This is a genomic window from Streptomyces subrutilus (assembly GCF_001746425.1).
GTDB lineage: Bacteria > Actinomycetota > Actinomycetes > Streptomycetales > Streptomycetaceae > Streptomyces > Streptomyces subrutilus_A.
Genome location: NZ_MEHK01000001.1, coordinates 3,915,332 through 3,938,200, shown reverse-complemented (window position 1 = coordinate 3,938,200; position 22,869 = coordinate 3,915,332). Strand labels below are relative to the sequence as shown.

The following is a 22,869-nucleotide window of genomic DNA, read 5'->3' as shown; positions in this document are numbered from 1 at the left end:
ACGCATGACGCGCACGGCCCCGATCCCGTACGGGACCCGTGGCGGGACTCCATGCGCCTGGCGCTCCAGGAGGCCGCCCGGGCGGTGCCGACCGGCGACGTGCCGGTCGGCGCCGTCGTGCTCGGGCCCGACGGCACGGTCGTCGCCGCCGGGCACAACGAGCGCGAGGCGACGGGCGACCCCACGGCGCACGCCGAGGTACTGGCACTGCGCCGGGCCTCGGCCGCACTCGCGGACTGGCGGCTTCCGGGGTGCACCCTGGTGGTGACCCTGGAGCCGTGCGTGATGTGCGCGGGCGCGCTCGTGCAGTCGCGCGTCGCCCGGGTCGTCTACGGCGCGGACGACGAGAAGGCCGGCGCGGCCGGCTCGCTCTGGGACCTCGTACGCGACCGGCGGCTCAACCACCGGCCCGAAGTGGTCCGCGGCGTCCTCGCCGAGGAGTGCGCTCAACAGCTCACGGGTTTCTTCCGCGACCTGTGACCGGCCCGGCGGATTCCGATTTCGGTGAATGAGGCTCCTTAGGCTAGGATCCATCTCGGTAGTGTGTCCGAGTGGCCGAAGGAGCTCGCCTCGAAAGCGAGTATGGGGCAACCCATCGGGGGTTCAAATCCCTCCACTACCGCTCCGATCGAGAGCCCCGACCCGCAAAGGTCGGGGCTCTCGGCGTTCCGCCACACGGCTCTCGGGGCCTCGCGCGACCGGGCCCGCGCGTCCCTACGGATGACGTCCGCGTGACCGCCCGCCCCCTCGGCCGTTGTCACGGCATGACCAAGACCCAGCGCATGCTCGCCGCCATCGCCCTCGCGGGGGCCGCCGCGGGACTCGCCGCGCCCGCCGCCTCCGCCGCGCCCGTGGCCCCCCTCACCCTCCCGGACCTCCCGTCGGCCGCCCCCGGCATGCAGCCCACCTCCGTCCAGGAGATCGGCGGGCAGATCAGCCAGGGCGCGAACCAGCTCAACCGGCTCGCGCAGCTGCCGGACGACCTGACGCCCGTGATCGCCCCCGTACAGCCCCTTTTGGACCTGGCCGGCGCCATCCAGTAGCAGGGAAAAACACGAAGAAGGCCCCGACCGGAGTCGGGACCTTCCACGCGTGGGACGGGGGAAGCGGCATCGGGGGGACAAGCCGCTTCCCCCGATGAGGACGGAACCTGCCAGCCCGGGCCGCAGTCAGGGGGAAGCTTGCGGCTCGGACCCCGCAGTGAGGTCCTGTCCCTCACCCACCGGTTTCCTGCCAGAACCGGTGGGCTCACATCAATCCTGCGCCTCCCGCAACCGGGGACACACCGGCAAAGGGCCTGGAGTGCCGGGTCATTGGTCCTTAAAGGGCGGGTGAGTGTCCAAACCCGACCGGTTAGACTCACCCGACTTTGCAGGACCGGTTGGGGAGGCCGTCACCGTTCATGGACACCAAGAAGCTCATCACCGGTGCCCTCACCATCTTCGTGCTCTTCGTGATCATCACCCAGCCCAAGCGTGCGGCCGAGATGGTGGGAATAGGTTTCCAGGGCATATCGGATGCGGCTTCCGGTATCGGCGAGTTCATGACCGAACTGGTGCGCTGAGCCCGTACGCTGAAGCGGCTTCCGGATTTCCCGGCCCCCCACTCCGACGGGTGGGGGGCTTTTTGCATCCCCACCACTGGACGCAATGCCCCACTATGCCCAACTTGCCCTCAACACGGCGATATACGGTGCTTGCACACAGTGCACATCTCTTGTGATGCTATGACCGCTTTTGACGGATGAGTTGACTGAAGGGGTGGCGTGACCGTGCCGGCCAGTACTGCGCCTCAGGTGCCACCCCAGCAGGACCCGCAGCAGGATTCCCCGGTACCGCCCCGGCAGGAGTCGCGCCAGGGGCCCCGCCAGGAGCCGCGCCGCGATCCCTCCGCCGAGGAGCCGTCCGGCCAGGCCCCACCCCCGGCCCCGGCCGCACCCCCGGCCCAGAGCGGTCCCTCCGCCTCGCCCGGTCCCTCCGCCTCGCCCGGTCCCTCCGCCTCGCCCGGTCCCTCCGCCTCGCCCGCCCCGCCCGAATCGCCGCCCGCGCCCCCGAGGCCACCGAGCCGGGGCGCGGACACCCGGGCCCTGACCCAAGTCCTCTTCGGGCAGCTGAAGGGGCTCCAGCCGGGCACCAGCGAGCACAACCGGGTGCGCGGGGCCCTCATCGAGGCCAACCTCCCGCTCGTCCGTTACGCGGCCGCCCGCTTCCGCAGCCGCAACGAGCCGATGGAGGACGTGGTCCAGGTCGGCACCATCGGGCTGATCAACGCCATCGACCGGTTCGACCCGGACCGCGGCGTGCAGTTCCCGACGTTCGCGATGCCGACGGTCGTCGGCGAGATCAAGCGCTACTTCCGCGACAACGTGCGCACCGTCCACGTACCCCGCCGGCTCCACGAGCTGTGGGTGCAGGTCAACGCCGCCACCGAGGACCTGACCACCCTCCACGGCCGCACCCCGACCACCGCCGAGATCGCCGAGCGGCTGCGCATCAGCGAGGACGAGGTGCTCTCCTGCATCGAGGCCGGGCGGAGCTATCACGCAACCTCGCTCGAGGCCGCCCAGGAAGGCGACGGCATGCCCGGCCTCCTCGACAGGCTCGGATACGAGGACCCGGAGCTCGCCGGGGTCGAACACCGCGACCTCGTCCGCCACCTGCTCGTACAGCTGCCCGAGCGTGAGCAAAGGATCCTGCTCCTGCGGTACTACAACAATTTGACGCAATCGCAGATCAGCGCGGAGCTCGGCGTCTCCCAGATGCACGTCTCGCGGCTCCTCGCCCGGAGTTTCGCCCGACTGAGATCCGCAAACAGGATCGAGGCGTAACCGGAACGAGTGGAGATCATTCACTTGATTCCCGACAGAACGGGCTGATCGCCCTCTCACCTCGTCTGTCGCTGGAGATATATGTCGACTTGGCGCTACAGCGTGTTGCCGACATGTGACATTCTGCTTGAACCGCGTTTGCCGCAGCCCCGCCTCCGGTATTCAGGTGGAGGCTGCGTTCCTCCGACGGGCGCGCCGAACGCGACCGTCCGCGACCTCAAGGGGGTGGCATGTCCGTAGACCAGGGCAGCTCCAAGGTGCTCACGCTCGTCAAGAGCGCGGCGCCGGCAGCACCGCCAGCGTCTGACCGCTCGGAAGCCATCGACACCCGCACCCTCTCCCGCTCCCTCTTCCAGCGCCTCGCCGGCCTGGAAGCGGACAGCCCGGACCGGGTGTACGTACGCGACACCCTGATCGAGCTGAACCTGCCCCTGGTCCGGTACGCCGCCGCGCGTTTCCGCAGCCGCAACGAGCCGATGGAGGACATCGTCCAGGTCGGCACGATCGGCCTGATCAAGGCGATCGACCGGTTCGACTGCGAACGCGGCGTGGAGTTCCCGACGTTCGCGATGCCGACCGTCGTGGGCGAGATCAAACGATTCTTTAGGGACACCTCCTGGTCCGTCCGCGTCCCGCGCCGGCTCCAGGAGCTGCGCCTCGCGCTGACCAAGGCCAGCGACGAGCTCGCCCAGAAGCTGGACCGCTCGCCGACCGTCCCCGAGCTCGCCGCCGTGCTGGGCGTCTCGGAGGAGGACGTCGTCGACGGCCTCGCCGTCGGCAACGCCTACACCGCCTCCTCGCTGGACTCGCCCTCCCCCGAGGACGAGGGCGGCGAGGGCTCGCTCGCGGACCGCCTCGGCTACGAGGACACCGCGCTCGAGGGCGTCGAGTACCGCGAGTCGCTGAAGCCGCTGCTCGCCAAACTCCCGGCGCGCGAACGGCAGATCATCATGCTGCGGTTCTTCGCCAACATGACGCAGTCGCAGATCGGCGAGGAGGTCGGCATCTCGCAGATGCACGTCTCCCGGCTGCTCACCCGCACCCTCGCGCAGCTGCGCGCTGGCCTGATCGGCGAGTGATCTGGGCGCACGCGCTTCCCATTTGATGGAGCGTCAGGAAAACTGGCGCGATGCGAAAGGGATCTCGCGCCGCCGTCCTGCTCGCCCTGTGCTGCACGGCCGCCGCCGGCCTCACCGGCTGCGGCGGCCCGGCACGGGACGGCTACCTCGCCGTGGGCGCCGCCGCCCCGGGCCCCGAACGGGGCGCGGGGGAGAACGTGGCGCCGCAGGGCGGGGTGGAGTTCCAGCCGCTCGGCGGCCCGTCGGCGGCGGGCGGATCCTCCGTGTCGTCGAGTACGCCGGCCGGTACCCCTGGGTCCCAGGTACCCGGCGGCTCCGCCCAGGGCGGGACCGCGACCACCGGACCCGGCGGCTCCGCACGACCTCCGGGCACCCCACCCGGAGCCGGCCCGTCCACCCACGCACCCGGCACACCCGGCGGCTCGGGCAGCCCGGGCGGCTCGGGTGGCTCCGGCGGCTCGGGCAGCCCGGGCGGCTCGGGTGGCTCCGGCGGCTCGGGTGGCTCCGGCGGCCCGGGCGGCTCCGGCACGCCGGACACGCCGTCGAGCCCGCCCGCGAAGCCCGGCACCACGCCCCCGGCGCCGCCGGCCACCCCGGCGAAGCTGACGCTGTCCGCCCCCGCCAGGGCGGCCGCGGCCGACCGCTGGTGCGAGCAGGTCACCGTCACCTTCACCAACACCGGGACCGCCGCGGCCCGTTCGGGCACGGTCAGCTTCGCCACGCACATCATCGGCGCCCTCGGCATCGACTGGGCCACGATCACCACGACCCAGCCGCTGCCCGCGCCCATCGCGGGCGGGACCGCGAAGACGCAGCGCTACACGGTGTGCGTGGAGGCCTGGCGGGTGCCGCTGGGCATGCACGTGGAGACCCGCCAGGTCACGGCCACCTGGAACTGAGCTCCGGGCCCGATCCGGGGCACGGCGGGGCGAGAGGCCGAGTTCGGGCGCGGCGGGGCGAGAGGCCGGGCCCGGACGCGGCGGGGCGCCGGCCGGGCCGGATCCGGGCACGGCGGGGCGCCCGGCCGGGCCTGAAGCGGGCCCCGCGGCTCAGCGCAGGACGAGCCAGGCGGCCACGCCGGCCACGACGACGAGCGCGACGGCCAGCCCCAGCCACACGCCCTTCTTCGAGCCGGCGGCCTGCTGCTGCTCCTCGCGGAGCTGGCGACGGGTGGGCGCCTGCCGGGCCGGAGCGGCCTCCTCGACGAACGCCCGGAACATCTGGGTGCTGCCCGCGGGGTCGTAGTTGCCCTCGGGGCCCTGTGAGTTGTGGTTCGCAGCCATGGAGCAGGACCCTAGCCGGTTTTCCGATTCCTTTACCGCCCCACCCCCCGGATTCATTTGCCTGTAGCAACCATCAGATTCTATGGTTGCTCTAAGCAACAACATGGGGGGCTGTCCGGTGACCGTACAGACGACGGAGACGACGCGGACCACACGGTACGAGGAGCTGGCCCGCCAGCTCACCGGTATCGGCGCCGTCAAACGCGACCTCGCCCGCGTCCTGCCCCCGGACTGCCCGCCCGGCGCCGCGGCCGTCCTCACCGTGCTCCACCGGCACGGCGAGATGCGGCTGAGCCGGTTGGCCGAGCACATGGCCGTCGACATCTCGGTGACCAGCCGGCACGTGACGCACGTAGCCGAGCACGGCTGGATCGAACGGGAGGCGGACCCGGGGGACGGCCGGTGCCGGATCCTGCGGCTCACCCCGGCCGGCCGGACGCTCCTCACCGAGCTGGGCTCCCGCTACACGGCCGCACTGGAAAGAGCACTGGCCGCGTGGTCCCCCCAGGACGTCGACGCGCTGAACACGCTGCTGGCCCGGCTCCGATCGAGCTTCTAGACAAAGGAACGACATGGTCCAGTCGGAGACGACGACCGACAACCCGCCCCCGTCCGCGACCACCTCCGCGACCACGTCCGTGACCACGTCCGTGACCAGGTCCGCGACGCCGTCCGTGGCCCCGGACATGACCCACGCACAGATCATGAAGGCCCTGTCCGGGCTGATGCTCGGCATGTTCGTGGCGATCCTGTCCTCGACGATCGTCTCCAACGCCCTGCCCCAGATCATCAGCGACCTCGGCGGCACGCAGTCCTCGTACACCTGGGTGGTCACCGCCGCCCTGCTGTCGATGACGGCGGCCACCCCGCTGTGGGGCAAGCTCTCCGACCTCTTCAGCAAGAAGCTGCTGGTCCAGATAGCCCTGGTGATCTACGTCCTCGGTTCCGTGGTCGCGGGCATGTCCCAGAACACGAGCACGCTGATCGCCTGCCGCGTGGTCCAGGGCATCGGCGTCGGCGGCCTGTCCGCCCTCGCCCAGATCGTGATGGCCGCGATGATCTCCCCGCGCGAGCGCGGCCGGTACAGCGGCTACCTCGGTGCGGTCTTCGCCGTCGCCACCGTCGGCGGCCCGCTGCTGGGCGGTGTCATCACCGACACCGAGTGGCTGGGCTGGCGCTGGTGCTTCTACGTCGGCGTGCCCTTCGCGATCATCGCGCTGATCGTCCTGCAGAAGACCCTGCGGCTTCCCGTGGTGCGCCGCGAGGTCAAGGTCGACTGGCTGGGCGCCTTCCTGATCAGCGGATCCGTCTCGGCGCTGCTGATCTGGGTCACGCAGGCCGGCGACACCTACCCGTGGATCTCCTGGCAGACCTGGGCGATGACGGGCGGCGCGGTCGCGCTCGGCCTGCTCTTCGTCCTCGTCGAGTCCCGCGCGAGCGACCCGATCATCCCGCTGCGGCTGTTCCGCAACAAGACCATCACGCTCGCCTCGGCGGCCTCGCTGTTCGTGGGCATCGCGATGTTCTCGGGCACGGTGTTTTTCAGCCAGTACTTCCAGTTGGCCCGCAACGAGACCCCCACGATGTCCGGAATCCTCACGATTCCGATGATCGGCGGGCTCTTCGCCTCCTCCACCGTTTCCGGTCAGGTGATCACCAAGACCGGTAAATGGAAGGTCTGGCTCATCATGGGCGGCGTCCTGCTGACCGCCGGCCTGGGGATGCTGGGCACCTTGCGGTACGACACCCCGTACTGGCACATCGCGGTCTACATGGCGCTGACCGGACTCGGCCTCGGCATGATGATGCAGAACCTGGTCCTCGCCACCCAGAACCAGGTCGCCGCCGAGGACCTGGGCGCGGCCAGCTCGGTCGTCACCTTCTTCCGCTCGCTCGGCGGCGCCGTCGGCGTCTCGGCGCTCGGCGCGGTGATGGCGCACCAGGTCACCGGGTACGTGAAGGACGGTCTGGCCGCGCTCGGCCCGAAGGCCGCGGCGCTCGGCCACGGCGGCACGGGCGGCGGCGCCATCCCGGACCTCGACAAGCTGCCTGCCCCGGTCCGTACGGTCATCGAGTCGGCGTACGGCCACGGCGTGGGCGACGTCTTCCTCTACTCGGCGCCCACCGCGCTGCTGGCGCTGCTGCTCTGCCTCTTCATCAAGGAGGTAGCGCTGAAGTCGAAGCCCGAGGCCCACGCCCCGGCGGCGGGCTCCGCCGGGACCGCCGCGGCCCCCGCGGAGGTAGCGGCCAAGGCCTGAGCGCCGGGGGCGGCCCGGCGAGCCTCCGCATCGAGAACCGGGCCGGCCCTTCGGAAGCGAGCCGCCGCAGGGCGGCGGCGGATCACCGGCATCGGCCGCGGTCACCCTGGAGGCACCCTCCTCACGCCAGGTGGGTCGGCCCGGAATGCCCGGTCCGCCCTCTCGATGCCAGGCCCTGTCGTCACAGTGGCGCAGTGGCGCCGGTCAGGACGTGGAAGCCGTCAGGTCGTAGAAGGTGGCTCCGCCGACCGTCGTGGCCTTGAAAGTGGCCTTGACCCAGGCCTCGATGGCGGTGCCGGTGGCTCCGCCCGGTCCGCCGCCTCCCTGGCGCATGCCTCCGTCGGCCTCGCCGCCGGTGCCGCCGGCGGTGCCGCCCTGGCCGATGAACCAGTGGATCCTCCCGTCCCGTACGTACTGCTGGAACTGCTCCAGGGTGGGCGAGGGGTCGCTGCCGTTGAAGCCGCCGATCGGCATCACCGGCGCGCCGCCGGCCAGCTGGTAACCCGCCGCGTTCTGCGAACCGATGGCGGCCGCCGCCCAGGTGTACCGGTCGGCGTCGGCGCTCAGGGCCGTCTTGGCCTCGGCTCCGACCCGGCTGCCACCGAGCAGGCCGCCCGGCCCGCCCTGGCCTCCGCCGCCCGCGAGCTCGAGGCCGCGCCCGCCCTGGCCGCGCACACCGCCGCCCTGCGGCGGGGTGTTGCCGCCCTGCGGCCGGCCGCCCTGCCCCGTACCGCCCATACCGCCGGGACCGCCCGGGGGCAGCTCGCCGGGCCCGCCCGCGCCGTCCCGCAGCATGCCGCCGGGCCCGCCCCGGCCGCCCGCGACCGCGGGGCCGGCGGTCACGATGGACCCGGTGTGCCCGGTGCTCACGGTGGTCAGGCAGTACGCGAGCGGTCCCGCCAGCACCGCGCCCAACCCCAGCGCCGCGGTCGCCAGGAGCACCCGGCGCCCCGCCCGCGCGGCGAACGGCAGCGCCGCCGCGGCCAGCAGCCCGCCCACCAGCACCGCCCAGCGCAGCCACGGCAGGTATCCGCCGGCGCGACCGAGCAGCACGTACGACCAGACGGCGGACAGGGCGAGCGTGCCGGACAGGGTGATGAGCGCGGCGCGGGTGCCCCGCTCCTCCCACAGGACGGCGACTCCCATGCCGGTCAGCGCGGCCACGAACGGCGCCAGTGCCACCGTGTAGTACTCGTGGAAGATGCCCTGCATGTAGCTGAAGACGAGCGCGGTGATCAGCAGCGAACCGCCCCAGGCCAGGAACGCAGCCCGCGCCATGCCCTCCAGCGAGTCGGTGGCCCGGCGGGCCCGCCAGGTCACCACCAGGCCGGCCACGAGCAGCACCAGGGCCGCGGGCATCAGCCAGGAGATCTGACCGCCGATGTTGGCCGAGAACAGCCGGTCGATGCCGGTCTCACCCCAGCCGCCGCCTCCGCCCCCGCCTCGTCCGCCGCCCACGCTGCCCGTCTCGTTGCCGTTGATCCGGCCCAGCCCGTTGTAGCCGAGGGTCAGTTCCAGGAAGGAGTTGTTCTGCGAGCCGCCGATGTACGGGCGGGAGGAGGCGGGCCACAGTTCCACGACGGCCACCCACCAGCCGCCGGCCACCACCATCGCGAGCCCCGCCAGCAGCAGCTGGCCCATGCGCCTGCGCAGCGCGGTGGGCGCGCAGACGGCGTACAGCAGGGCGAGCGGCGGCAGGATGACGAAGGCCTGCAGGGTCTTGGTGAGGAAGGCGAATCCGACCACGACCCCCGCCCAGACCAGCCACTTCGTGTGCGCCCCGTCGAGGGCGCACAGGACGCAGTACACGGTGACGGTGAGCAGCAGGGTCAGCAGCGCGTCAGGGTTGTTGAAGCGGAACATGAGCGCGGCGACGGGCGTCAGGGCGAACACCGCGCCGCTCAGCAGCCCGGCCGCCGGGCCGAACTGGCGCCGTACGGCGGCGTACAGCACCGCGGTCGTCGCGACGCCCATCAGCGCCTGGGGGACGAGGATCTGCCAGGAGCCGAGCCCGAACAGCCGGACCGACAGCATCATCGGCCACAGCGCGGCCGGGGGCTTGTCGACGGTGATGGAGTTCCCGGCGTCCGAGGAGCCGAAGAAGAAGGCCGTCCAGCTCTCGCTGCCCGCCTGCACGGCCGCGGAGTAGAAGGAGTTGGCGTAGCCGGAGGAGCCCAGGTCCCACAGCAGCAGGAGGGCCGTGGCGGTCAGGAGCCCGGCGAGCGCGGGCCGTTCCCAGCGGGGCCGGCCCGTGCGGGCCCGGGCCTCGGCGGCCGGGAAGAGCGGAAGTGCTGCCGTGGTCATCGACTGTCCTTGGGCGTAGGAAACTCGGGGCCGCGCCGGTCGGGGAAGACCCAGGCGCGGAAGAGCAGGAACCGCAGCACGGTGGCGGCGAGGTTGGCGGTGATCAGAACGGCCAGTTCGGTGCTGTGCGCGGGCTGGGCCGCGGCCGCCCCGAGGGCGGCGAGGGAGCCGCTGGTCAGGGCCAGTCCGATGGCGAACACCACCAGGCCCTGGGCCTGGTGGCGCACCGCCCGGTCGCGGCCGCGCACCCCGAAGGTGAGCCGCCGGTTGGCGGCGGTGTTGGCGACGGCCGAGAGCAGCAGGGCGGCGCCGTTGGCGACCTGCGGGCCGGTTGCGGCGCGGAAGGCGGAGTACAGCAGCAGGTACAGCAGGGTGGACAGGGCGCCGACCGCACAGAAGCCGAGGAGCTGGCGGGCCAGCCCGCCGTCCACCCCGGGCAGGGCGGTGCGGTCGCGCGGGTCGTCGCCGAAGGGGCGGGCGAGGCGGTCGAGCGGGAGCGTGCCGACGGCCAGGGCCCTGCCCACCCGCCAGACGCCCTTGAGGTCCTCGGCGGCGGTCCGGACGATGTGGACGGTGGAATCGGGGTCGTCGACCCAGTCCACCGGCACTTCGTGGATCCGCAGCCCGGCCCGCTCCGCGAGGACGAGCAGCTCGGTGTCGAAGAACCAGCCGGAGTCCTCCACCAACGGCAGCAGCCGCTCGGCGACCTCCCGCCGGATGGCCTTGAAGCCGCACTGGGCGTCGCTGAAGCGGGCGGCGAGGGAGGAGCGCAGGAGGAGGTTGTAGACCCGGGAGACGAACTCACGCTTCGCTCCGCGCACCACCCGGGAGGACCGGGCGAGGCGGGTGCCGATGGCGAGGTCGGAGTGGCCGGAGATCAGCGGGGCGACCAGCGGCAGCAGGGCGTTCAGGTCGGTGGAGAGGTCCACGTCCATGTACGCGAGCACCGGCGCGTCGGAGCCGGACCAGACGGTGCGCAGGGCCCTGCCCCGGCCCTTCTCCTCCAGCCGGGTGCTGCGTACGCCATCCAGCGTCGCGGCGAGCGTGCCCGCGACCTCGGGGGTGCGGTCGGTGCTCGCGTTGTCGGCGACGGTGATCCGGAAGGGGTAGGGGAAGGTACGCGTGAGGTGCTCGTGCAGCCTACGCACGCACGGTCCGAGGTCTTTCTCCTCGTTGAAGACCGGGATCACCACGTCGAGGACGGGCTCGCCGGGCACGGGTGCGAGGGGCGCCCGGGCCGGAAGTGCCGTGGGGGAGGCGTCGGTTGGCATGCTCCGACCCTCGCTGGGCGGGCTGTCACCGCTGTGTGGTGAGCCTGTGCCCCGTCTGTGAGTCGGGGTGTGGGTCCGGCTGCGGGTCCGTCCGGGGGGCCTGGCGCCCCTGCGCGTGCGGGCGGGGTCCGGCACCGGCGAGCGGCAGCAGGACCTCGAAGCAGGTCCGCCCGGGCTCGCTCCGTACGCCGACCCGGCCGCCGTGCGCGGTCACCACGGCCTGGACGATGGCGAGCCCGAGGCCGGTGGAGCCGGCGGCCCGGGAGCGGGAGGCGTCGCCGCGGGCGAAACGCTCTAAGACGTGGGGGAGCAGGGCGGGCGGGATGCCGGGGCCGTCGTCCTCGATCCGCAGCCGGACGGCCGTTGCCTCTCCCCCCGCTGCCGCTGGGGGTGCCCCCAGTGAGACATCGGCGGTGACGGTGGTGCCGGGCGGGGTGTGCGTACGGGCATTGGCCAGGAGATTGACCAGGACCTGCTGGATGCGGGCCGGGTCCCCTCGGACGGTCGCGGGCTCGTCGGGCAGGCGCAGCCGCCAGTGGTGTTCGGGGCCGGCGGCCCGGGCATCGCTGACGGCATCGACGACGAGGGGCGCCAGGTCGGTGTCGGTGTCCCCGGCGGCGAGCGGCCGGCCCGCGTCGAGCCGGGCCAGCAGCAGCAGGTCCTCGACCAGTCCGGTCATCCGGGTGGCCTCGGACTCGATCCGGCCCAGGGCGTGCCGGGTGTCGGGGCCCGGCTCCTCCCGTCCCCGGCGGGTCAGTTCCGCGTAGCCGCGGATGGAGGCGAGCGGGGTGCGCAGTTCGTGGCTGGCATCGGCGACGAACTGCCGGACCCGGGTCTCGCTCTCCTGGCGGGCCGTGAGGGCGGCGGAGACGTGGCCCAGCATCCGGTTGAGGGCGGCGCCGACCTGGCCCACTTCGGTGCGGGGGTCGGCCTCGGCGTCCGGCACCCGTTCGTGGAGGTCGGGTTCGCCCCGGTGCAGGGGGAGTTCGGAGACGCGGGTGGCGGTGGCGGCGACCCGGCGCAGCGGCCGCAGGGCGACCCCGACCAGGGCCTGCCCGGCGAGGGAGGCCGCGATCAGCCCGGCGAGGGTGACGCAGACCTCCACCGCGATCAGCGTGTTCACCGTGGAGTCGACCTCGCGCAGCGGGAAGCCGAGGACGACGCTGCCGTCAGGTGCGGACAGCACCCGGTACGCCCCCAGCCCCGGCAGGCTCAGGTTCACCGCGGTGGGTGTGCCCTGCCCGCCCGTGCGGGCGGAATGGGCGAGGACCGCGATCTGGGCCTCCGTGAGCGGGGAGGGGCTGCCGCGCTCGGGGTCGTCGAGGCGCACACTGCGGTCGGCGCCGAACACCTTGCCGTCGGAAGCGACCCGGAACCCGACGGCGCCCAGCGGGGTGCCCGGGCCGAGCACCGACTTCCCCTCCCTGATCGCCTTCCCCGGGCCGGGCGGCGGGGAGGCCATGGACACGGAGGTGCGCAGCTGGTCGTCGAGCTTGTCGACCAGGTAGGAGCGCAGGGCGAGGGTGGTGACGGTTCCGATGGCCGCGCCCACGACCGCGATCAGGGCGACCGCCGAGACGACCAGCCGGGTCCGCAGCGACCAGGGCCGGCGGGCGCGCGGCCGCCGCATGCCGCGGAAGGCCACTATTCGGCCGGCTTGATCAGGTATCCGGCGCCGCGCCGCGTGTGGATCAGCGGTGCCATGCCCGGTCCGCTCTCCAGCTTCCGCCGCAGGTAGGAGATGTACAGCTCGACCACATTGGCCTGGCCGCCGAAGTCGTAGGACCACACCCGGTCCAGGATCTGCGCCTTGCTGAGCACCCGGCGCGGGTTGCGCATCAGGTAGCGCAGCAGCTCGAACTCGGTGGCGGTCAGGCGGATCTCCCGTCCGGCGCGGACCACCTCGTGGCTGTCCTCGTCGAGCCGCAGGTCGCCGACGACCAGCACCGACCCGCCGCGCGCGGCCTGCGCCGCGCCCGAACGCCGGACCAGGCCGCGCAGCCGCGCCACGACCTCCTCCAGGCTGAAGGGCTTGGTGACGTAGTCGTCGCCGCCCGCCGTCAGCCCCGCGATGCGGTCCTCGACGGAGTCCTTGGCGGTCAGGAAGAGCACCGGGACCTGGGGGAGCTCGCGGCGCAGCCGTCCCAGCACGGCGAGCCCGTCCATGTCGGGGAGCATGATGTCGAGGACCACGACGTCGGGCCGGAACTCCCGCGCCGCTCGTACCGCACCGGACCCGTCCCCGGCGCTGCGGACCTCGCAGCCCTCGTAGCGCAGGGCCATGGACAGCAGCTCGGAGAGCGAGGCCTCGTCGTCGACGACGAGGACCCGGCAGGGCCCGCCGTCGGGCCGCACCAGGGCCGCGGGGTTGCTGGTGGACGTGGACGCGTGGAAGGTGGTCGTCGCAGTCATGCATCCACGCTGTCCGGTGCCTCTGAGAGCGTTCTTGTCCCTTCCTGTGAATTGCCTGAGAAACGGAAGCAGCCCGTCTGAACCACCGCGGCGGGCCCGGTCGCCGGCTCTCAGCCGTGGGGCGGCTCAGCCGCGGCGGCGCACTCAGCCGAGGCGGCGCACTCAGCCGTCGAGCCGGAACAGCCGGGCGCCGTTGTCGTGGCAGACGGCCCGCAGCCAGTCGTCGCCCAGCCCGAGCCGTTCGAGGGCGGCGAGCTGGTGCTCGTAGGGGTAGGGGATGTTCGGGAAGTCGGTGCCGAGCAGGATCCGGTCGCCGAGGCCGGCAAGCCGCCCGCGGTCCCCGGGCGGGAAGCCGCTGATCCGTTCGGAGAAGTCGGTGAAGGCCATGGTGGTGTCGAGGCGCACCTCGGAGTACCGGTCGGCGAGGTCCAGGAAGTCGCTGTACTCGGGCATGCCCATGTGGGCCACGATCAGCGGCAGCCGCGGATGGCGGGCCAGCAGCCGGGCGATCGGCTCGGGCCCGGTGTACTTGGCCGGGACGGGCCCGGAGCCGCAGTGGATCACGGTCGGTACGCCGGCCTCCGCGAGCAGCCCCCAGACGGCGTCGAGCCGATCGTCGTTCGGGTCGTAGCCCCCGACCTGGAGGTGGGCCTTGAAGACGCGGGCCCCCGCGTCGAGGGCCTGTCGCACATAGGCACCCGCGCCCTCCTCCGGGAAGAAGGTCGCCGTGTGCAGGCAGTCGGGGGTCCGGGCGGCGAAGTCCGCGGACCAGGCGTTGAGCCACGCCGCCATCGCCGGCTTGTGCGGGTAGAGCATGGCGGTGAAGGCCCGGACGCCGAACTCCCGCAGCAGCGCGACCCGCTGCTCCTCCTCGTGGCGGTAGGTGATCGGCCACTCGATGCCGGTCAGCGGACCGACCGCGTCGAAGTAGTCCCACACCTTGTCCAGGACCCGCTCGGGCATGAAGTGCGTGTGCACGTCCACCAGTCCGGGCAGCCCGAGCCGCTCCCGGAAGGCACGGACGGCCTCAGCCGTTGCGGGCAAAGCCGTGGCTCCGTTCGACGGTCGCGACGTGCAGGGTGTAGCTCTCGTACCAGTCCGCGCGGCCCTTCTCCATGGCGGCCTGGTGCTCCAGGTCCTCCCGCCACACCCGGAGCGACTCGTGGTCGCGGAAGTAGGCGACGGTGATCCCGAGGCCTCCCGGGGTCCGCGCGGACTCGTGGCCGAGGAAGCCCGGGTTCTGCGCGACGATCTCGTTCATCCGGGCGAGGACCTGCGGATAGCCGCTGTCGTCGTCGGCGCGCACATTGCTGAAAACGGCCATCAGATAAGGCGGTTCGAAGGCCGGTACCGGCTGGAGGCTCATGCCCACCACCCTGTGCGGCCCGCCCCGGCCTGTCCACCGAAATCGGCCCCGGCGGGCCAAAGGGATCCAAGTTTTGACCATGCCCGGCCAAGCCGCCGGCCGGCGGCACGCCTCAGAACAGCCCGTCCTGCTCGGCCGGCGGACGCTCCGCGGCCGACGGGATCTCCGCCACCGGCACCGAGGTCCCGGCCGCACCGTCCGCCGGGGCGGCGAGCTCCCACCCGGCCAGCAGGCGGGTGTCCACGATCAGCCCGTCCGCGAAGTGCAGATCGGGGCCGGCCGCACCCACCAGCTCCCCCACGACCGCCCCGCCGGGAACCATTTCGGTGATCACCCGGGCGGGATCGGGCAGCCCCTCCAGCCCGAACGCCGCGGCGTGGTCGGCGACCTCACAGCCGACCCGTTCCAGCGAGTCAGGCCAGCCGGGCAGCGCGGCCGCCCGCGCGTGCAGCTCGGCGACCTCCCGGGCCCGTTCCGGCGCGGCCGGCAGCTGTGCCCGTACGGCGCGCTTACGGGCGTACGCGATCCGGTCGGGCACCCCGAGCGCCGCCCGCAGCAGCTCCTCGGTGCGCCGGGCGGCCATCAGCGGCCCGCGCCCCAGCCAGGCCCAGGCCACGGCACCCTGTTCCAGCAGCCGGGCCCGCCCCCGCTCCTCGGCGGTGATCCCGACCTTGACCATCCCGGGTCCGAACCACGCCAGGTAGACGCGGTAGGTCCGCGGGTCGGCGGCACGGGTGTCGGCGGCCACCGAGAACGACCCGTCGAGCCGCGCGCATTCGGGGCACTGCGCGCTCCCCGCCCGGCCAGGCACGGTCGCACCGGTGGGACAAGGCGTCCGTTTCCCGGACCGCCACACCCCGAGGCAGCGCCGCTCCCCCCGGGCGACGAAGGCCAGCCGCTGCCCGTAGGTGAGCGGACTCGCCCGCTCACCCCGCCCCTGTCCGTACCAGCCGATGGCGGGCTGCCCGTCCTTCCACCGGATTCCGGTGCACCACCAGCTCACAGCGGGAGCGGGCGCTCGAAGAAGGTCTCCAGGGCGATGGTGGCGTGCGTACCGCTGACCCCGTCGATCGCGTAGAGGCGCCGCAGGACATCCTGCAACTGCCCGGTCGAGGCCGTGCGCACCTTGACCAGCACCGACGCGCTGCCCGCGATGATGTGCGCCTCCTGGATCTCGGGGATCGCCGCGAACGCGGCGGCGGACTCCCCCATCCAGGCGTTGGAGTCGACCATCACGTAGGCGAGCACCCCGCTGCCGACGGCCGCCGGGTCCACCTCGACGGTGGTCCGCCGGATCACCCCGCGCTCGCGCAGTTTCCGGACCCGCTCGTGGGTCGCCCCCGCCGAGAGCCCCACGGCCGCGCCGAGCGCGGCGTACGACTGGCCGGCGTCTTCCTGCAGGCGCAGGACGAGCGCCCGGTCGATGTCGTCCACGCGATCTTCCTCCCATGGGCCCGTCGGCCCTTGCGAAGACGGTACCTGATCCTGCAATCTCATCATCGAACCGAACACAGTTCGGTAAAATACTTTTCAGAGGAACCATGTCAGGCATAGCTGACCTCACCTTGTACGAGATCCTGGACGAGCGCTTCAAGACCGGTCGCTGCGCCAACGGCGACGCGCGCCTGGACCGGCTCTACGACGACTGCCGCTGGGCGGAGGGCCCGCTGTACCTGCCCGCCTGGCGGCAACTGGTGTGGAGCGACATCCCCAACGACCGCATGCTCCGCTGGGACGAGGCGACCGGCGCGGTCTCCGTCTTCCGCTCCCCGGCCGGCCACTCCAACGGCAACACCCTGGACCGCGAGGGCCGCCTGATCACCTGTGAGCAGGGCAACCGGCGCGTCACCCGCACCGAACCCGACGGCCGCATCACCGTCCTGGCCGACCGCTTCGACGGCAAGCGGCTCAACAGCCCCAACGACGCGGTGGTCCGCTCCGACGGCTCGGTCTGGTTCTCCGACCCGGACTTCGGCATCACCAGCGACTACGAGGGCCATCGCGCCCCGGGCGAGATCGGCGCCTGCAACCTCTACCGCGCCGACCCCGTGACCGGCGAGGTCCGCATCGCCGCCGACGGCTTCCTCGGCCCCAACGGGCTGGCCTTCTCCCCCGACGAGAGCGAGCTCTACGCCGCGGACACCCGCGTCGGCCACATCCGCGCATTCAAGGTCACCGACGACGGCACCCTGACCGGCGACCGGGTCTTCACCGCCTGCCCCTCCGTCGACAACATCCGCTTCGACGACGAGGGCCGCCTGTGGGCCGCCGCGATGGAGTCCGGCGTCCACTGCTACGCCCCGGACGGCACTCTGATCGGCCGTATCCGCGTCCCCGAACCCGTCTCGAACATCGCCTTCGGCGGCCCCAAGGACAACCGCCTCTTCATCACCGCCACCACCTCCCTCTACTCCCTGGTGATGTCCGTGACCGGCCTGCCCCGAGTCCTCTGAAGCCCGGCGCCGCGCCCGGCTACCGGGCGACGAACTGCGTCAGGATCGCCTGTACCTCGTAGATGTCGACACCCTTGGTGAAGGTCTTCTCGATCGGCGCCGAGCTCCCGGATATCCAGATCTTGAGCTCGGCGTCGAGATCGAAGTGGCCGGCGGTCTCCACGGAGAAGTGGGTGATGCTCCGGTAGGGCACGGAGTGGTACTCGACCTTCTTCCCCGTGAGCCCCTGCTTGTCGATGAGCACCAGCCGCCGGTCGGTGAACAGGATGGTGTCCCGTATCAGCAGATAGGCGGCATGCACCTGCTCGCCCTGCCCCAGCAGCCGCGCGTAGTCCCGCTGTGCCGACGCCGAGTCGATGCCGTGCGCGTTTCCGAACAGTCCCACGAGAGCCCCCGCCTTCCAGTCTCCGCTTCGAACGATCTTCAAGAACCGTACGCAACCCGCCCCGTAACCCGCGTCCCCCTCCAGAGCCATCCCCGCCCCTGACCCCCACGGGGTACCGCCTCCCCACCAAGGGGGAGGCCCCACCCCGCCCGCCTCCGCCAGGGCATACGACAAAAGCCCCCAGGGTTTCTCCTGGGGGCCTTTGCTCACTGCGCGTTCGGCCATTCCGGCCGCTACGGGTCCACGGAGGGACGCTGTCGGACGGGCAAGGTTGTTGGGGTTGCGGTATGCCGCTGCTGTACAGCGGCCAGAGGCCGACCCAGCCACGGGCATCCTGCCATGTCACGCCTAGCCTCCTTCAGGGGGCGCTGGACGCATTCGGCGGAGTTGTTGCTCACCACCACCACGGCTCGCCCAGCGGCCGCGCGGCTTGAAGGGCCTCCACCCCACCAGGGATCGGGGGCCGGCCACCGCCACCCCTTCGCCCCCCTCCACCGCCGTCAGCGATCGCTCTACTTCCTTGCAGATAGCGGCGTCGGCCTCATGGGCGATGCGCAAGACTTCGATCGAGCGAGGAAGTGGTGCGGTACACGATCGGCAAGCTGTCCGAAGCGATGGGGGCAGCGGCGGCTGAGGCGGTTGCCGTACTTCGCTGCTGTGCGACCTTAAACGGCAGAAGCCCCGGACTTTCGTCCGGGGCTTCTGGCCTGCTGTGCACTCGGCAGGATTCGAACCTGCAACCTTCTGATCCGTAGTCAGATGCTCTATCCGTTAAGCTACGAGTGCTTGTCCGCCGGGGTTTTGCGCCCCGTTGGCCTTGCGAGAACAACAATACATGGACCTCGCCGGGACGCGAAATCCATTAGGCGAACCATGACTGACCTGCGGAAACGCCCAGGAAGAAGATCATCCGGTTGAGGCCGGGAAGCGCCTGCGGAACCTTTGCGCGTACGCCCCCGCGCCGTTCCGGGCCGTTCGCAGGTCGCACAGACGTCGGAGCGCGGCGGGGCGGCCGGAAGAGGGTGCGTGGGACGGATGCGCGGGTCCGAACGCACCGAAGCCCCGGTCCACAGGGACCGGGGCTTCGTGAAGCGCGGAGGCGGAGGGATTTGAACCCTCGATGGGGTGTAAGCCCCAAACCGCATTAGCAGTGCGGCGCCATAGACCGGACTAGGCGACGCCTCCAGCACACCCTCGCGTACGAAGGTGCGTGCAGATGATGACACAGGCGCAGGGCCCCTCACCAATCCGCTCCCACGGTACTAGCAGGGGCGGGCGAAGGGCAAAGGCTTAAACCCCGCTCGGCACGCAACATCGCAGGACCCGCGTCGTTGGGCAGGCGTACGACGTACGGACGACCTGGAGTGCCCCATGCTGCGTCTCGCCGCCTTCGCCGTCACCTCCGCTCTGGCCACCGCGGCCCTCGGACCGCTGCCCCCGCTGCCCGAGCCCCTGGGCGGGCTGCTCTCGGCGCCCGACCGACTGACGATCACCATGTCCAACACCGGCAATCCGCGGATGGACCGCCAGTACCGACTCGAATGCGACCCCGTGGGCGGCAACCACCCCTCGGCGGAACAAGCCTGCGCGAGGCTGGACCGGCTCGCCCGGGAGGGAAAGGACCCCTTCGCTCCCGTCTCCGACCGGCAGATCTGCCGCATGCAGTACGGCGGGCCCGCCACCGCCGACATCACCGGGAACTGGCGGGGGCGCACCGTGGACGCGCACTTCCGCCGGACGAACGGCTGCGAGATCAGCCGCTGGGAGGAGTTGGAACCTCTGCTTCCGCCCGGGCGTTCCTGACCTGGGAGGATGCGCGTCACGGGTGGTCTCCGCCACACATCGGCCACCTCGCCGCGGGACTGTGGCCTTAGACTCCTCCCGTGACATGCCAGTAGTCGTGGTCAGGGAGGAAGCTCGTCGTGAGCAGCAGGCCATCCCGAGGCGCTGCTCGCCTCGCAGCAATACTCGACGCACTTCCGGACGCGCTGTTGCTCGTCAACGCCAACGGCACTGTCGTCAACGCCAATTCGATCGCTCTCGAGGTCATGGAGAGTCCGGGCACCGGGCTCGTCGGCCGCGGCGTGCTCGACCTCCTGCCCGAATTCGACTCCAAGCTGATCCCCGGCTCCATGCGCCGGCCGGGCGAGGACGACGGCGGCCGGGCCAAGCCCCAGCGGATGATCGCGCGCCGGACCGACGGCAGCGAGTTCCCCGTCGAGGTCACCAGCGCCCACCTCGACGGGCGCGACGCCTACCGCGAGCCGCAGCCCGGCTACACCGGTGACGAACTGCTGATGCTCGTCGTACGGGACCTCTCGCAGACCGTGGACACCGAGGCCGAGCTGGCCCGCTCCCAGCGGCAGACCGAGATGATCCTGCGGGCCGCCGCCGAGGGCGTCGTCGGCACCGACACCGACGGACGGGTGGTGCTGGTCAATCCGGCCGCCGCCCAGATCCTCGGGTACCGCGCCACCGACCTCGGCAACCGTGAACTGCACGGCCTGGTCCTGCACTCGCGCGCCGACGGCTCGCCGTTCCCCTTCGAGGAGTCCCCGCTCGCCGACACCCTGCGCAGCGGGCGCAAGCACCGCGTGCGCGGCCAGGTGCTGTGGAACAAGGCCGGGCAGCCGGTCGCGGTGGACCTCACCACCTCGCCCGTGCGGGACGGGGAGCAGCTCGTCGGCGCCGTCATGACCTTCACCGACCGGCGGCCCTACGACGCGCTCGCCGCGCGCCACGCGCAGCTGCTGGCCGTGCTCGGCGAATCCCTGCGCGGGCCGCTGGACGAGCTGCGCGGGGAGCTGGCGACGCTGGCCGCCGACGACGCCGGGCAGCTGTGGCCCGAGGCCAACCAGCTGCTGCACCACCTGGCCGCCGGGTACTCCCGGATGACGACGCTGGTGGACAACGTGCTCGGCTTCCAGCGCCTGGACTCCGGCAGCGACCGGCTGAAGAAGAAGAAAGTCCTGATCAACGGCGTGGTCACGGCGGGCGTCGACGGCGCCGTCGAGCTGATCGGCCCGGGCCGCGCCCAGTTCGCCGTCCACGCGCCGACGATCGAGGCCGAGGTCGACGCGGACCGGATCGCGACGGCTCTCGCACACCTGGTCGCGGACGTGGCCGGGGTGGACGCCACGGGCAAGACCCGCCAGGGCAGCGGGTACAGCGACTCGACGATCGTGGTGGCCGCCGCGCAGCGCGGTGATGTCGTACGGATCGAGGTGCGCGGGCCCTACGAGGGCGGCAGCCCCGTCCACGAGCCCATCGTGCGGGGGATCGTGACCGCGCACGGAGGCGTGCTGCAGACGGTGGAGGTCCCGGGCGCGCCGGGCGGTGCCTACGTGCTGGAGCTGCCGCTGGGCGCCGGCGCGGGGACCGTCACCCTGCCCGAGCCGGCGGAGGAGCCCCCGGCCGACGCGGCCCCCGCGGGCCGGGTCTCCGGAGGCCGGCGGGCCCGCCGCGGGGTGGACGCGTTCCTGGACGACGAGGCCGCCGGCCCGCCCGGCGCACCCGGCGCCGAGAAGGCCGCCGAGGGCGGCGCCGCGCTGGCGCTGCCGTCCGGTCGGCGCCGGGCCGGCGAGGCCGGGGCGCAGACCGGGCCGGAGCTCGCGCAGTCCCCGGTGAACCCGGCGGGGCTGGGCACCGGCACCGGACGGCGCCGGGGCCGCGCCGGTGACGGCAGCGGCGAAGGCGGACCGGCGCAGCCCGTGCCCCCGCAGGGCACCGCCATGCCCGCGCTGCCGCCCGTGCCCACCGTGCCCCCGGTGCCACTGATGGAGCATCCCGCCGGGCGGCGGCGCGCGCTGGGCGCGGCCGGCCCGGCGCAGCCCGGCGGTCCCGTGCCGGCCAACGGGCTCGGGCCCGCTCCCGCTCCCGCTCCCGCCCAGGCTTCCGCGCGGCCCATCGCCCCCGAGGGCGGTTTCGCGCTGCCCGCCGGTCCGACTCCCGCCGCCCCGGCTCCGCAGGACCCCGTGCCGGCCGGTCCGGCCCCCGCGCCCGCCGAGGCCGAGGCCGATGCTCCCGGCGGACGGCGCGGGCGGCGGGTGCTGGGCGCGCCCGTGGCCGAGGACGAAGCCCCGGCCGCGCCGTCGGCCGCGGCCGAGGAAGACCCCGTACATCCGACCGGGCGGCGGCGGGCGCTGACGAACGCGCCGGCCTGGCCCGTTCCGGGGGCCCGTACCGCTCCGGAGGACGGGGAGACCGGCTCGGTCCCCGTTCCCGGGGCCCGTCAGCCGCAGGACGCCCCGGCGGAGGGCCAGGCCGCGCAGCCGATCAGCGTGCGCGCCCTCGGCACCCTCGGGCAGGGCATCTCCGTGGACCCCGCCGGTTCGGGCTCCGGCCGCCGTCGCCGGCTCTCCGAGCCCGTTCCGCAGGGCCGGGCCTTCGCCATAGGAGCCCCGGAGGCGGGCGCCGACGAGGGCCCCGAGCCGCTGGACGGGCCCGGCGGCGCCGTCGAGGTGCCCAACCGTCCCGTGCCCCGGCCGGTGGACGACGAGCTGCCGCCGGAGCCGCTGGACAATCCGCGCCGACTGCTGGTGTGGCCCGCACCCGACGCGCAGACGCAGCAGGCGCTCAGCGACCGCGGCTACCGACCGGTGATCGTGCACTCCCGCGAGGAGGTGGACGCGCAGATCGCCGCGTTCCCCGCCGCGCTGTTCGTGGATCCGCTGACCGGGCCGATCACCCGGACCGCCCTGCAGTCCCTGCGCCAGGCCGCGGTGGCCGCCGAGGTGCCCGTGCTGGTCACCGCGGGGCTGGGACACGCCACGCGCGAAGCAGCGTACGGCGCGGATCCGGCCGTCCTGCTGAAGGCGCTCGCTCCGCGCGACAGCGAGCAGCACCCCTCCCGGGTCCTGCTGATCGAGGAGCACGACGAGATCGCGACCGCCCTGACCGCGGCGTTGGAGCGGCGGGGCCTCCAGGTGGCGCGGGCGGGCGCGGACACGGACGCCGTGGAGCTGGCGACGCGGATACGGCCCAACCTGGTCGTCATGGACCTGATGCAGGTGCGCCGCCGGCGGGCCGGGATCGTGGACTGGCTGCGCGCGAACGGGCAGCTGAACCACACCCCGTTGGTCGTCTACACGACGGCCGGCATCGAGCCGTCCGAGCTGCCGCGGCTGGCGTCCGGCGAGAGCGTGCTCTTCCTGGCCGAACGTGCCACGACGGCGGACGTACAGGGCCGCATCGTGGACCTGCTGGCCAAGATCGGCACCAACTAGTCATCC

21 protein-coding genes and 3 tRNA genes are annotated in these 22,869 nt (G+C 72.7%); 12 read left to right on the top strand and 12 right to left on the bottom strand.

What is annotated here, in order from left to right; translation table 11 throughout:
• Window positions 1–51: 51 nt before the first annotated feature.
• From tadA to BGK67_RS37590, 7 genes are all read left to right on the top strand, one after another.
• The gene (tadA, locus tag BGK67_RS18715) at window positions 52–480 is read left to right on the top strand and encodes a tRNA adenosine(34) deaminase TadA (RefSeq protein ID WP_069923962.1); all 429 of its coding nucleotides are present in this window, start codon (window positions 52–54) and stop codon (window positions 478–480) included.
• 57 nt (window positions 481–537) lie between these two features.
• Window positions 538–622 (top strand) — tRNA-Ser (locus tag BGK67_RS18710).
• A gap of 142 nt (window positions 623–764) precedes the next feature.
• Window positions 765–1,043, top strand: coding sequence for a hypothetical protein (locus BGK67_RS18705; protein ID WP_069921166.1), 279 nt, complete (start codon window positions 765–767; stop codon window positions 1,041–1,043).
• Window positions 1,044–1,402: 359 nt separating this feature from the next.
• Window positions 1,403–1,564: a hypothetical protein gene (locus BGK67_RS38930; RefSeq protein ID WP_167739582.1), complete on the top strand. Its 162-nt coding sequence runs from the start codon at window positions 1,403–1,405 to the stop codon at window positions 1,562–1,564.
• Between the two features lie 231 nt (window positions 1,565–1,795).
• Window positions 1,796–2,827, top strand: a complete 1,032-nt coding sequence (locus tag BGK67_RS18700; protein ID WP_244291252.1) for an RNA polymerase sigma factor SigF — start codon at window positions 1,796–1,798, stop codon at window positions 2,825–2,827.
• Window positions 2,828–3,057: 230 nt separating this feature from the next.
• Window positions 3,058–3,906 (top strand): RNA polymerase sigma factor SigF, encoded by an 849-nt coding sequence (locus BGK67_RS18695; RefSeq protein WP_069921165.1) that lies wholly within the window; start codon window positions 3,058–3,060, stop codon window positions 3,904–3,906.
• A gap of 50 nt (window positions 3,907–3,956) precedes the next feature.
• On the top strand, window positions 3,957–4,805 hold the full coding sequence (locus BGK67_RS37590) for a hypothetical protein (protein WP_069921164.1): 849 nt from the start codon (window positions 3,957–3,959) through the stop codon (window positions 4,803–4,805).
• 150 nt (window positions 4,806–4,955) lie between these two features.
• Here BGK67_RS37590 and BGK67_RS18685 read toward each other — a convergent pair whose 3' ends face one another.
• A complete protein-coding gene (locus BGK67_RS18685; RefSeq protein ID WP_069921163.1) occupies window positions 4,956–5,189 on the bottom strand; it encodes a hypothetical protein in 234 nt (77 codons plus the stop codon).
• A 103-nt stretch (window positions 5,190–5,292) separates the two neighbouring features.
• On the opposite strand from BGK67_RS18685, the gene BGK67_RS18680 reads away from it, so the two are divergent.
• Window positions 5,293–5,748: a MarR family winged helix-turn-helix transcriptional regulator gene (locus BGK67_RS18680; RefSeq protein WP_069921162.1), complete on the top strand. Its 456-nt coding sequence runs from the start codon at window positions 5,293–5,295 to the stop codon at window positions 5,746–5,748.
• Window positions 5,749–5,875: 127 nt separating this feature from the next.
• Window positions 5,876–7,447 (top strand): MDR family MFS transporter, encoded by a 1,572-nt coding sequence (locus tag BGK67_RS18675; RefSeq protein WP_244291481.1) that lies wholly within the window; start codon window positions 5,876–5,878, stop codon window positions 7,445–7,447.
• A gap of 204 nt (window positions 7,448–7,651) precedes the next feature.
• Here the strand turns inward: BGK67_RS18675 and BGK67_RS18670 are convergent, their stop codons facing one another.
• From BGK67_RS18670 to BGK67_RS18635, 8 genes are all read right to left on the bottom strand, one after another.
• The gene (locus BGK67_RS18670) at window positions 7,652–9,751 is read right to left on the bottom strand and encodes an ArnT family glycosyltransferase (RefSeq protein ID WP_069921161.1); all 2,100 of its coding nucleotides are present in this window, start codon (window positions 9,749–9,751) and stop codon (window positions 7,652–7,654) included.
• On the bottom strand, window positions 9,748–11,022 hold the full coding sequence (locus BGK67_RS18665) for a bifunctional glycosyltransferase family 2/GtrA family protein (protein ID WP_069921160.1): 1,275 nt from the start codon (window positions 11,020–11,022) through the stop codon (window positions 9,748–9,750). Before BGK67_RS18665 ends, BGK67_RS18670 begins: the two co-directional genes overlap by 4 nt.
• A 25-nt stretch (window positions 11,023–11,047) precedes the next feature.
• Complete coding sequence (locus tag BGK67_RS18660) at window positions 11,048–12,652, bottom strand: sensor histidine kinase (protein WP_069923960.1); 1,605 nt, start codon at window positions 12,650–12,652, stop codon at window positions 11,048–11,050.
• Between the two features lie 14 nt (window positions 12,653–12,666).
• Window positions 12,667–13,434, bottom strand: a complete 768-nt coding sequence (locus tag BGK67_RS18655) for a response regulator transcription factor (RefSeq protein ID WP_069921159.1) — start codon at window positions 13,432–13,434, stop codon at window positions 12,667–12,669.
• Window positions 13,435–13,596: 162 nt separating this feature from the next.
• Window positions 13,597–14,478, bottom strand: a complete 882-nt coding sequence (locus BGK67_RS18650; protein WP_069921158.1) for an amidohydrolase family protein — start codon at window positions 14,476–14,478, stop codon at window positions 13,597–13,599.
• A complete protein-coding gene (locus BGK67_RS18645; protein WP_069921157.1) occupies window positions 14,462–14,800 on the bottom strand; it encodes an antibiotic biosynthesis monooxygenase family protein in 339 nt (112 codons plus the stop codon). Before BGK67_RS18645 ends, BGK67_RS18650 begins: the two co-directional genes overlap by 17 nt.
• 112 nt (window positions 14,801–14,912) lie before the next feature.
• Window positions 14,913–15,803 (bottom strand): DUF2797 domain-containing protein, encoded by an 891-nt coding sequence (locus BGK67_RS18640; protein ID WP_069921156.1) that lies wholly within the window; start codon window positions 15,801–15,803, stop codon window positions 14,913–14,915.
• Window positions 15,800–16,234, bottom strand: a complete 435-nt coding sequence (locus BGK67_RS18635; RefSeq protein WP_069921155.1) for an Lrp/AsnC family transcriptional regulator — start codon at window positions 16,232–16,234, stop codon at window positions 15,800–15,802. Before BGK67_RS18635 ends, BGK67_RS18640 begins: the two co-directional genes overlap by 4 nt.
• 107 nt (window positions 16,235–16,341) lie before the next feature.
• On the opposite strand from BGK67_RS18635, the gene BGK67_RS18630 reads away from it, so the two are divergent.
• Window positions 16,342–17,253 carry an SMP-30/gluconolactonase/LRE family protein gene (locus BGK67_RS18630; protein ID WP_069921154.1) on the top strand — a complete coding sequence of 304 codons (912 nt, stop codon included), beginning with the start codon at window positions 16,342–16,344 and terminating at the stop codon, window positions 17,251–17,253.
• A gap of 19 nt (window positions 17,254–17,272) precedes the next feature.
• Here the strand turns inward: BGK67_RS18630 and BGK67_RS18625 are convergent, their stop codons facing one another.
• The 3 genes from BGK67_RS18625 to BGK67_RS18615 all read right to left on the bottom strand — a co-directional run bounded on the left by BGK67_RS18625 (window position 17,273) and on the right by BGK67_RS18615 (window position 18,823).
• Window positions 17,273–17,638 carry a PH domain-containing protein gene (locus BGK67_RS18625; RefSeq protein WP_069921153.1) on the bottom strand — a complete coding sequence of 122 codons (366 nt, stop codon included), beginning with the start codon at window positions 17,636–17,638 and terminating at the stop codon, window positions 17,273–17,275.
• Between the two features lie 713 nt (window positions 17,639–18,351).
• A tRNA-Arg gene (locus BGK67_RS18620) sits at window positions 18,352–18,424 on the bottom strand.
• 308 nt (window positions 18,425–18,732) lie between these two features.
• Window positions 18,733–18,823 (bottom strand) — tRNA-Ser (locus BGK67_RS18615).
• Window positions 18,824–19,009: 186 nt separating this feature from the next.
• Between BGK67_RS18615 and BGK67_RS18610 the strand changes: the two genes are divergently transcribed.
• Together BGK67_RS18610 and BGK67_RS18605 are read left to right on the top strand one after the other, a co-directional pair.
• On the top strand, window positions 19,010–19,441 hold the full coding sequence (locus tag BGK67_RS18610) for an SSI family serine proteinase inhibitor (RefSeq protein WP_069921152.1): 432 nt from the start codon (window positions 19,010–19,012) through the stop codon (window positions 19,439–19,441).
• Window positions 19,442–19,560: 119 nt separating this feature from the next.
• Entirely contained in the window at window positions 19,561–22,863 is a 3,303-nt protein-coding gene (locus BGK67_RS18605) for a response regulator (protein ID WP_069921151.1), read from the top strand.
• The last annotated feature ends 6 nt before the right edge of the window (window positions 22,864–22,869 follow it).

What these genes read in the sequence shown, in the direction of transcription:
- tadA (WP_069923962.1), top strand. Translation starts at nt 52, where the DNA reads ATGCGCCTGGCGCTCCAGGAGGCCGCCCGGGCGGTGCCGACCGGCGAC.
- BGK67_RS18705 (WP_069921166.1), top strand. Translation starts at nt 765, where the DNA reads ATGACCAAGACCCAGCGCATGCTCGCCGCCATCGCCCTCGCGGGGGCC.
- BGK67_RS38930 (WP_167739582.1), top strand. Translation starts at nt 1,403, where the DNA reads ATGGACACCAAGAAGCTCATCACCGGTGCCCTCACCATCTTCGTGCTC.
- BGK67_RS18695 (WP_069921165.1), top strand. Translation starts at nt 3,058, where the DNA reads ATGTCCGTAGACCAGGGCAGCTCCAAGGTGCTCACGCTCGTCAAGAGC.
- BGK67_RS37590 (WP_069921164.1), top strand. Translation starts at nt 3,957, where the DNA reads ATGCGAAAGGGATCTCGCGCCGCCGTCCTGCTCGCCCTGTGCTGCACG.
- BGK67_RS18685 (WP_069921163.1), bottom strand. Translation starts at nt 5,189, where the DNA reads ATGGCTGCGAACCACAACTCACAGGGCCCCGAGGGCAACTACGACCCC.
- BGK67_RS18680 (WP_069921162.1), top strand. Translation starts at nt 5,293, where the DNA reads ATGGGGGGCTGTCCGGTGACCGTACAGACGACGGAGACGACGCGGACC.
- BGK67_RS18675 (WP_244291481.1), top strand. Translation starts at nt 5,876, where the DNA reads ATGACCCACGCACAGATCATGAAGGCCCTGTCCGGGCTGATGCTCGGC.
- BGK67_RS18670 (WP_069921161.1), bottom strand. Translation starts at nt 9,751, where the DNA reads ATGACCACGGCAGCACTTCCGCTCTTCCCGGCCGCCGAGGCCCGGGCC.
- BGK67_RS18665 (WP_069921160.1), bottom strand. Translation starts at nt 11,022, where the DNA reads ATGCCAACCGACGCCTCCCCCACGGCACTTCCGGCCCGGGCGCCCCTC.
- BGK67_RS18660 (WP_069923960.1), bottom strand. Translation starts at nt 12,652, where the DNA reads ATGCGGCGGCCGCGCGCCCGCCGGCCCTGGTCGCTGCGGACCCGGCTG.
- BGK67_RS18655 (WP_069921159.1), bottom strand. Translation starts at nt 13,434, where the DNA reads ATGACTGCGACGACCACCTTCCACGCGTCCACGTCCACCAGCAACCCC.
- BGK67_RS18645 (WP_069921157.1), bottom strand. Translation starts at nt 14,800, where the DNA reads ATGAGCCTCCAGCCGGTACCGGCCTTCGAACCGCCTTATCTGATGGCC.
- BGK67_RS18630 (WP_069921154.1), top strand. Translation starts at nt 16,342, where the DNA reads ATGTCAGGCATAGCTGACCTCACCTTGTACGAGATCCTGGACGAGCGC.
- BGK67_RS18610 (WP_069921152.1), top strand. Translation starts at nt 19,010, where the DNA reads ATGCTGCGTCTCGCCGCCTTCGCCGTCACCTCCGCTCTGGCCACCGCG.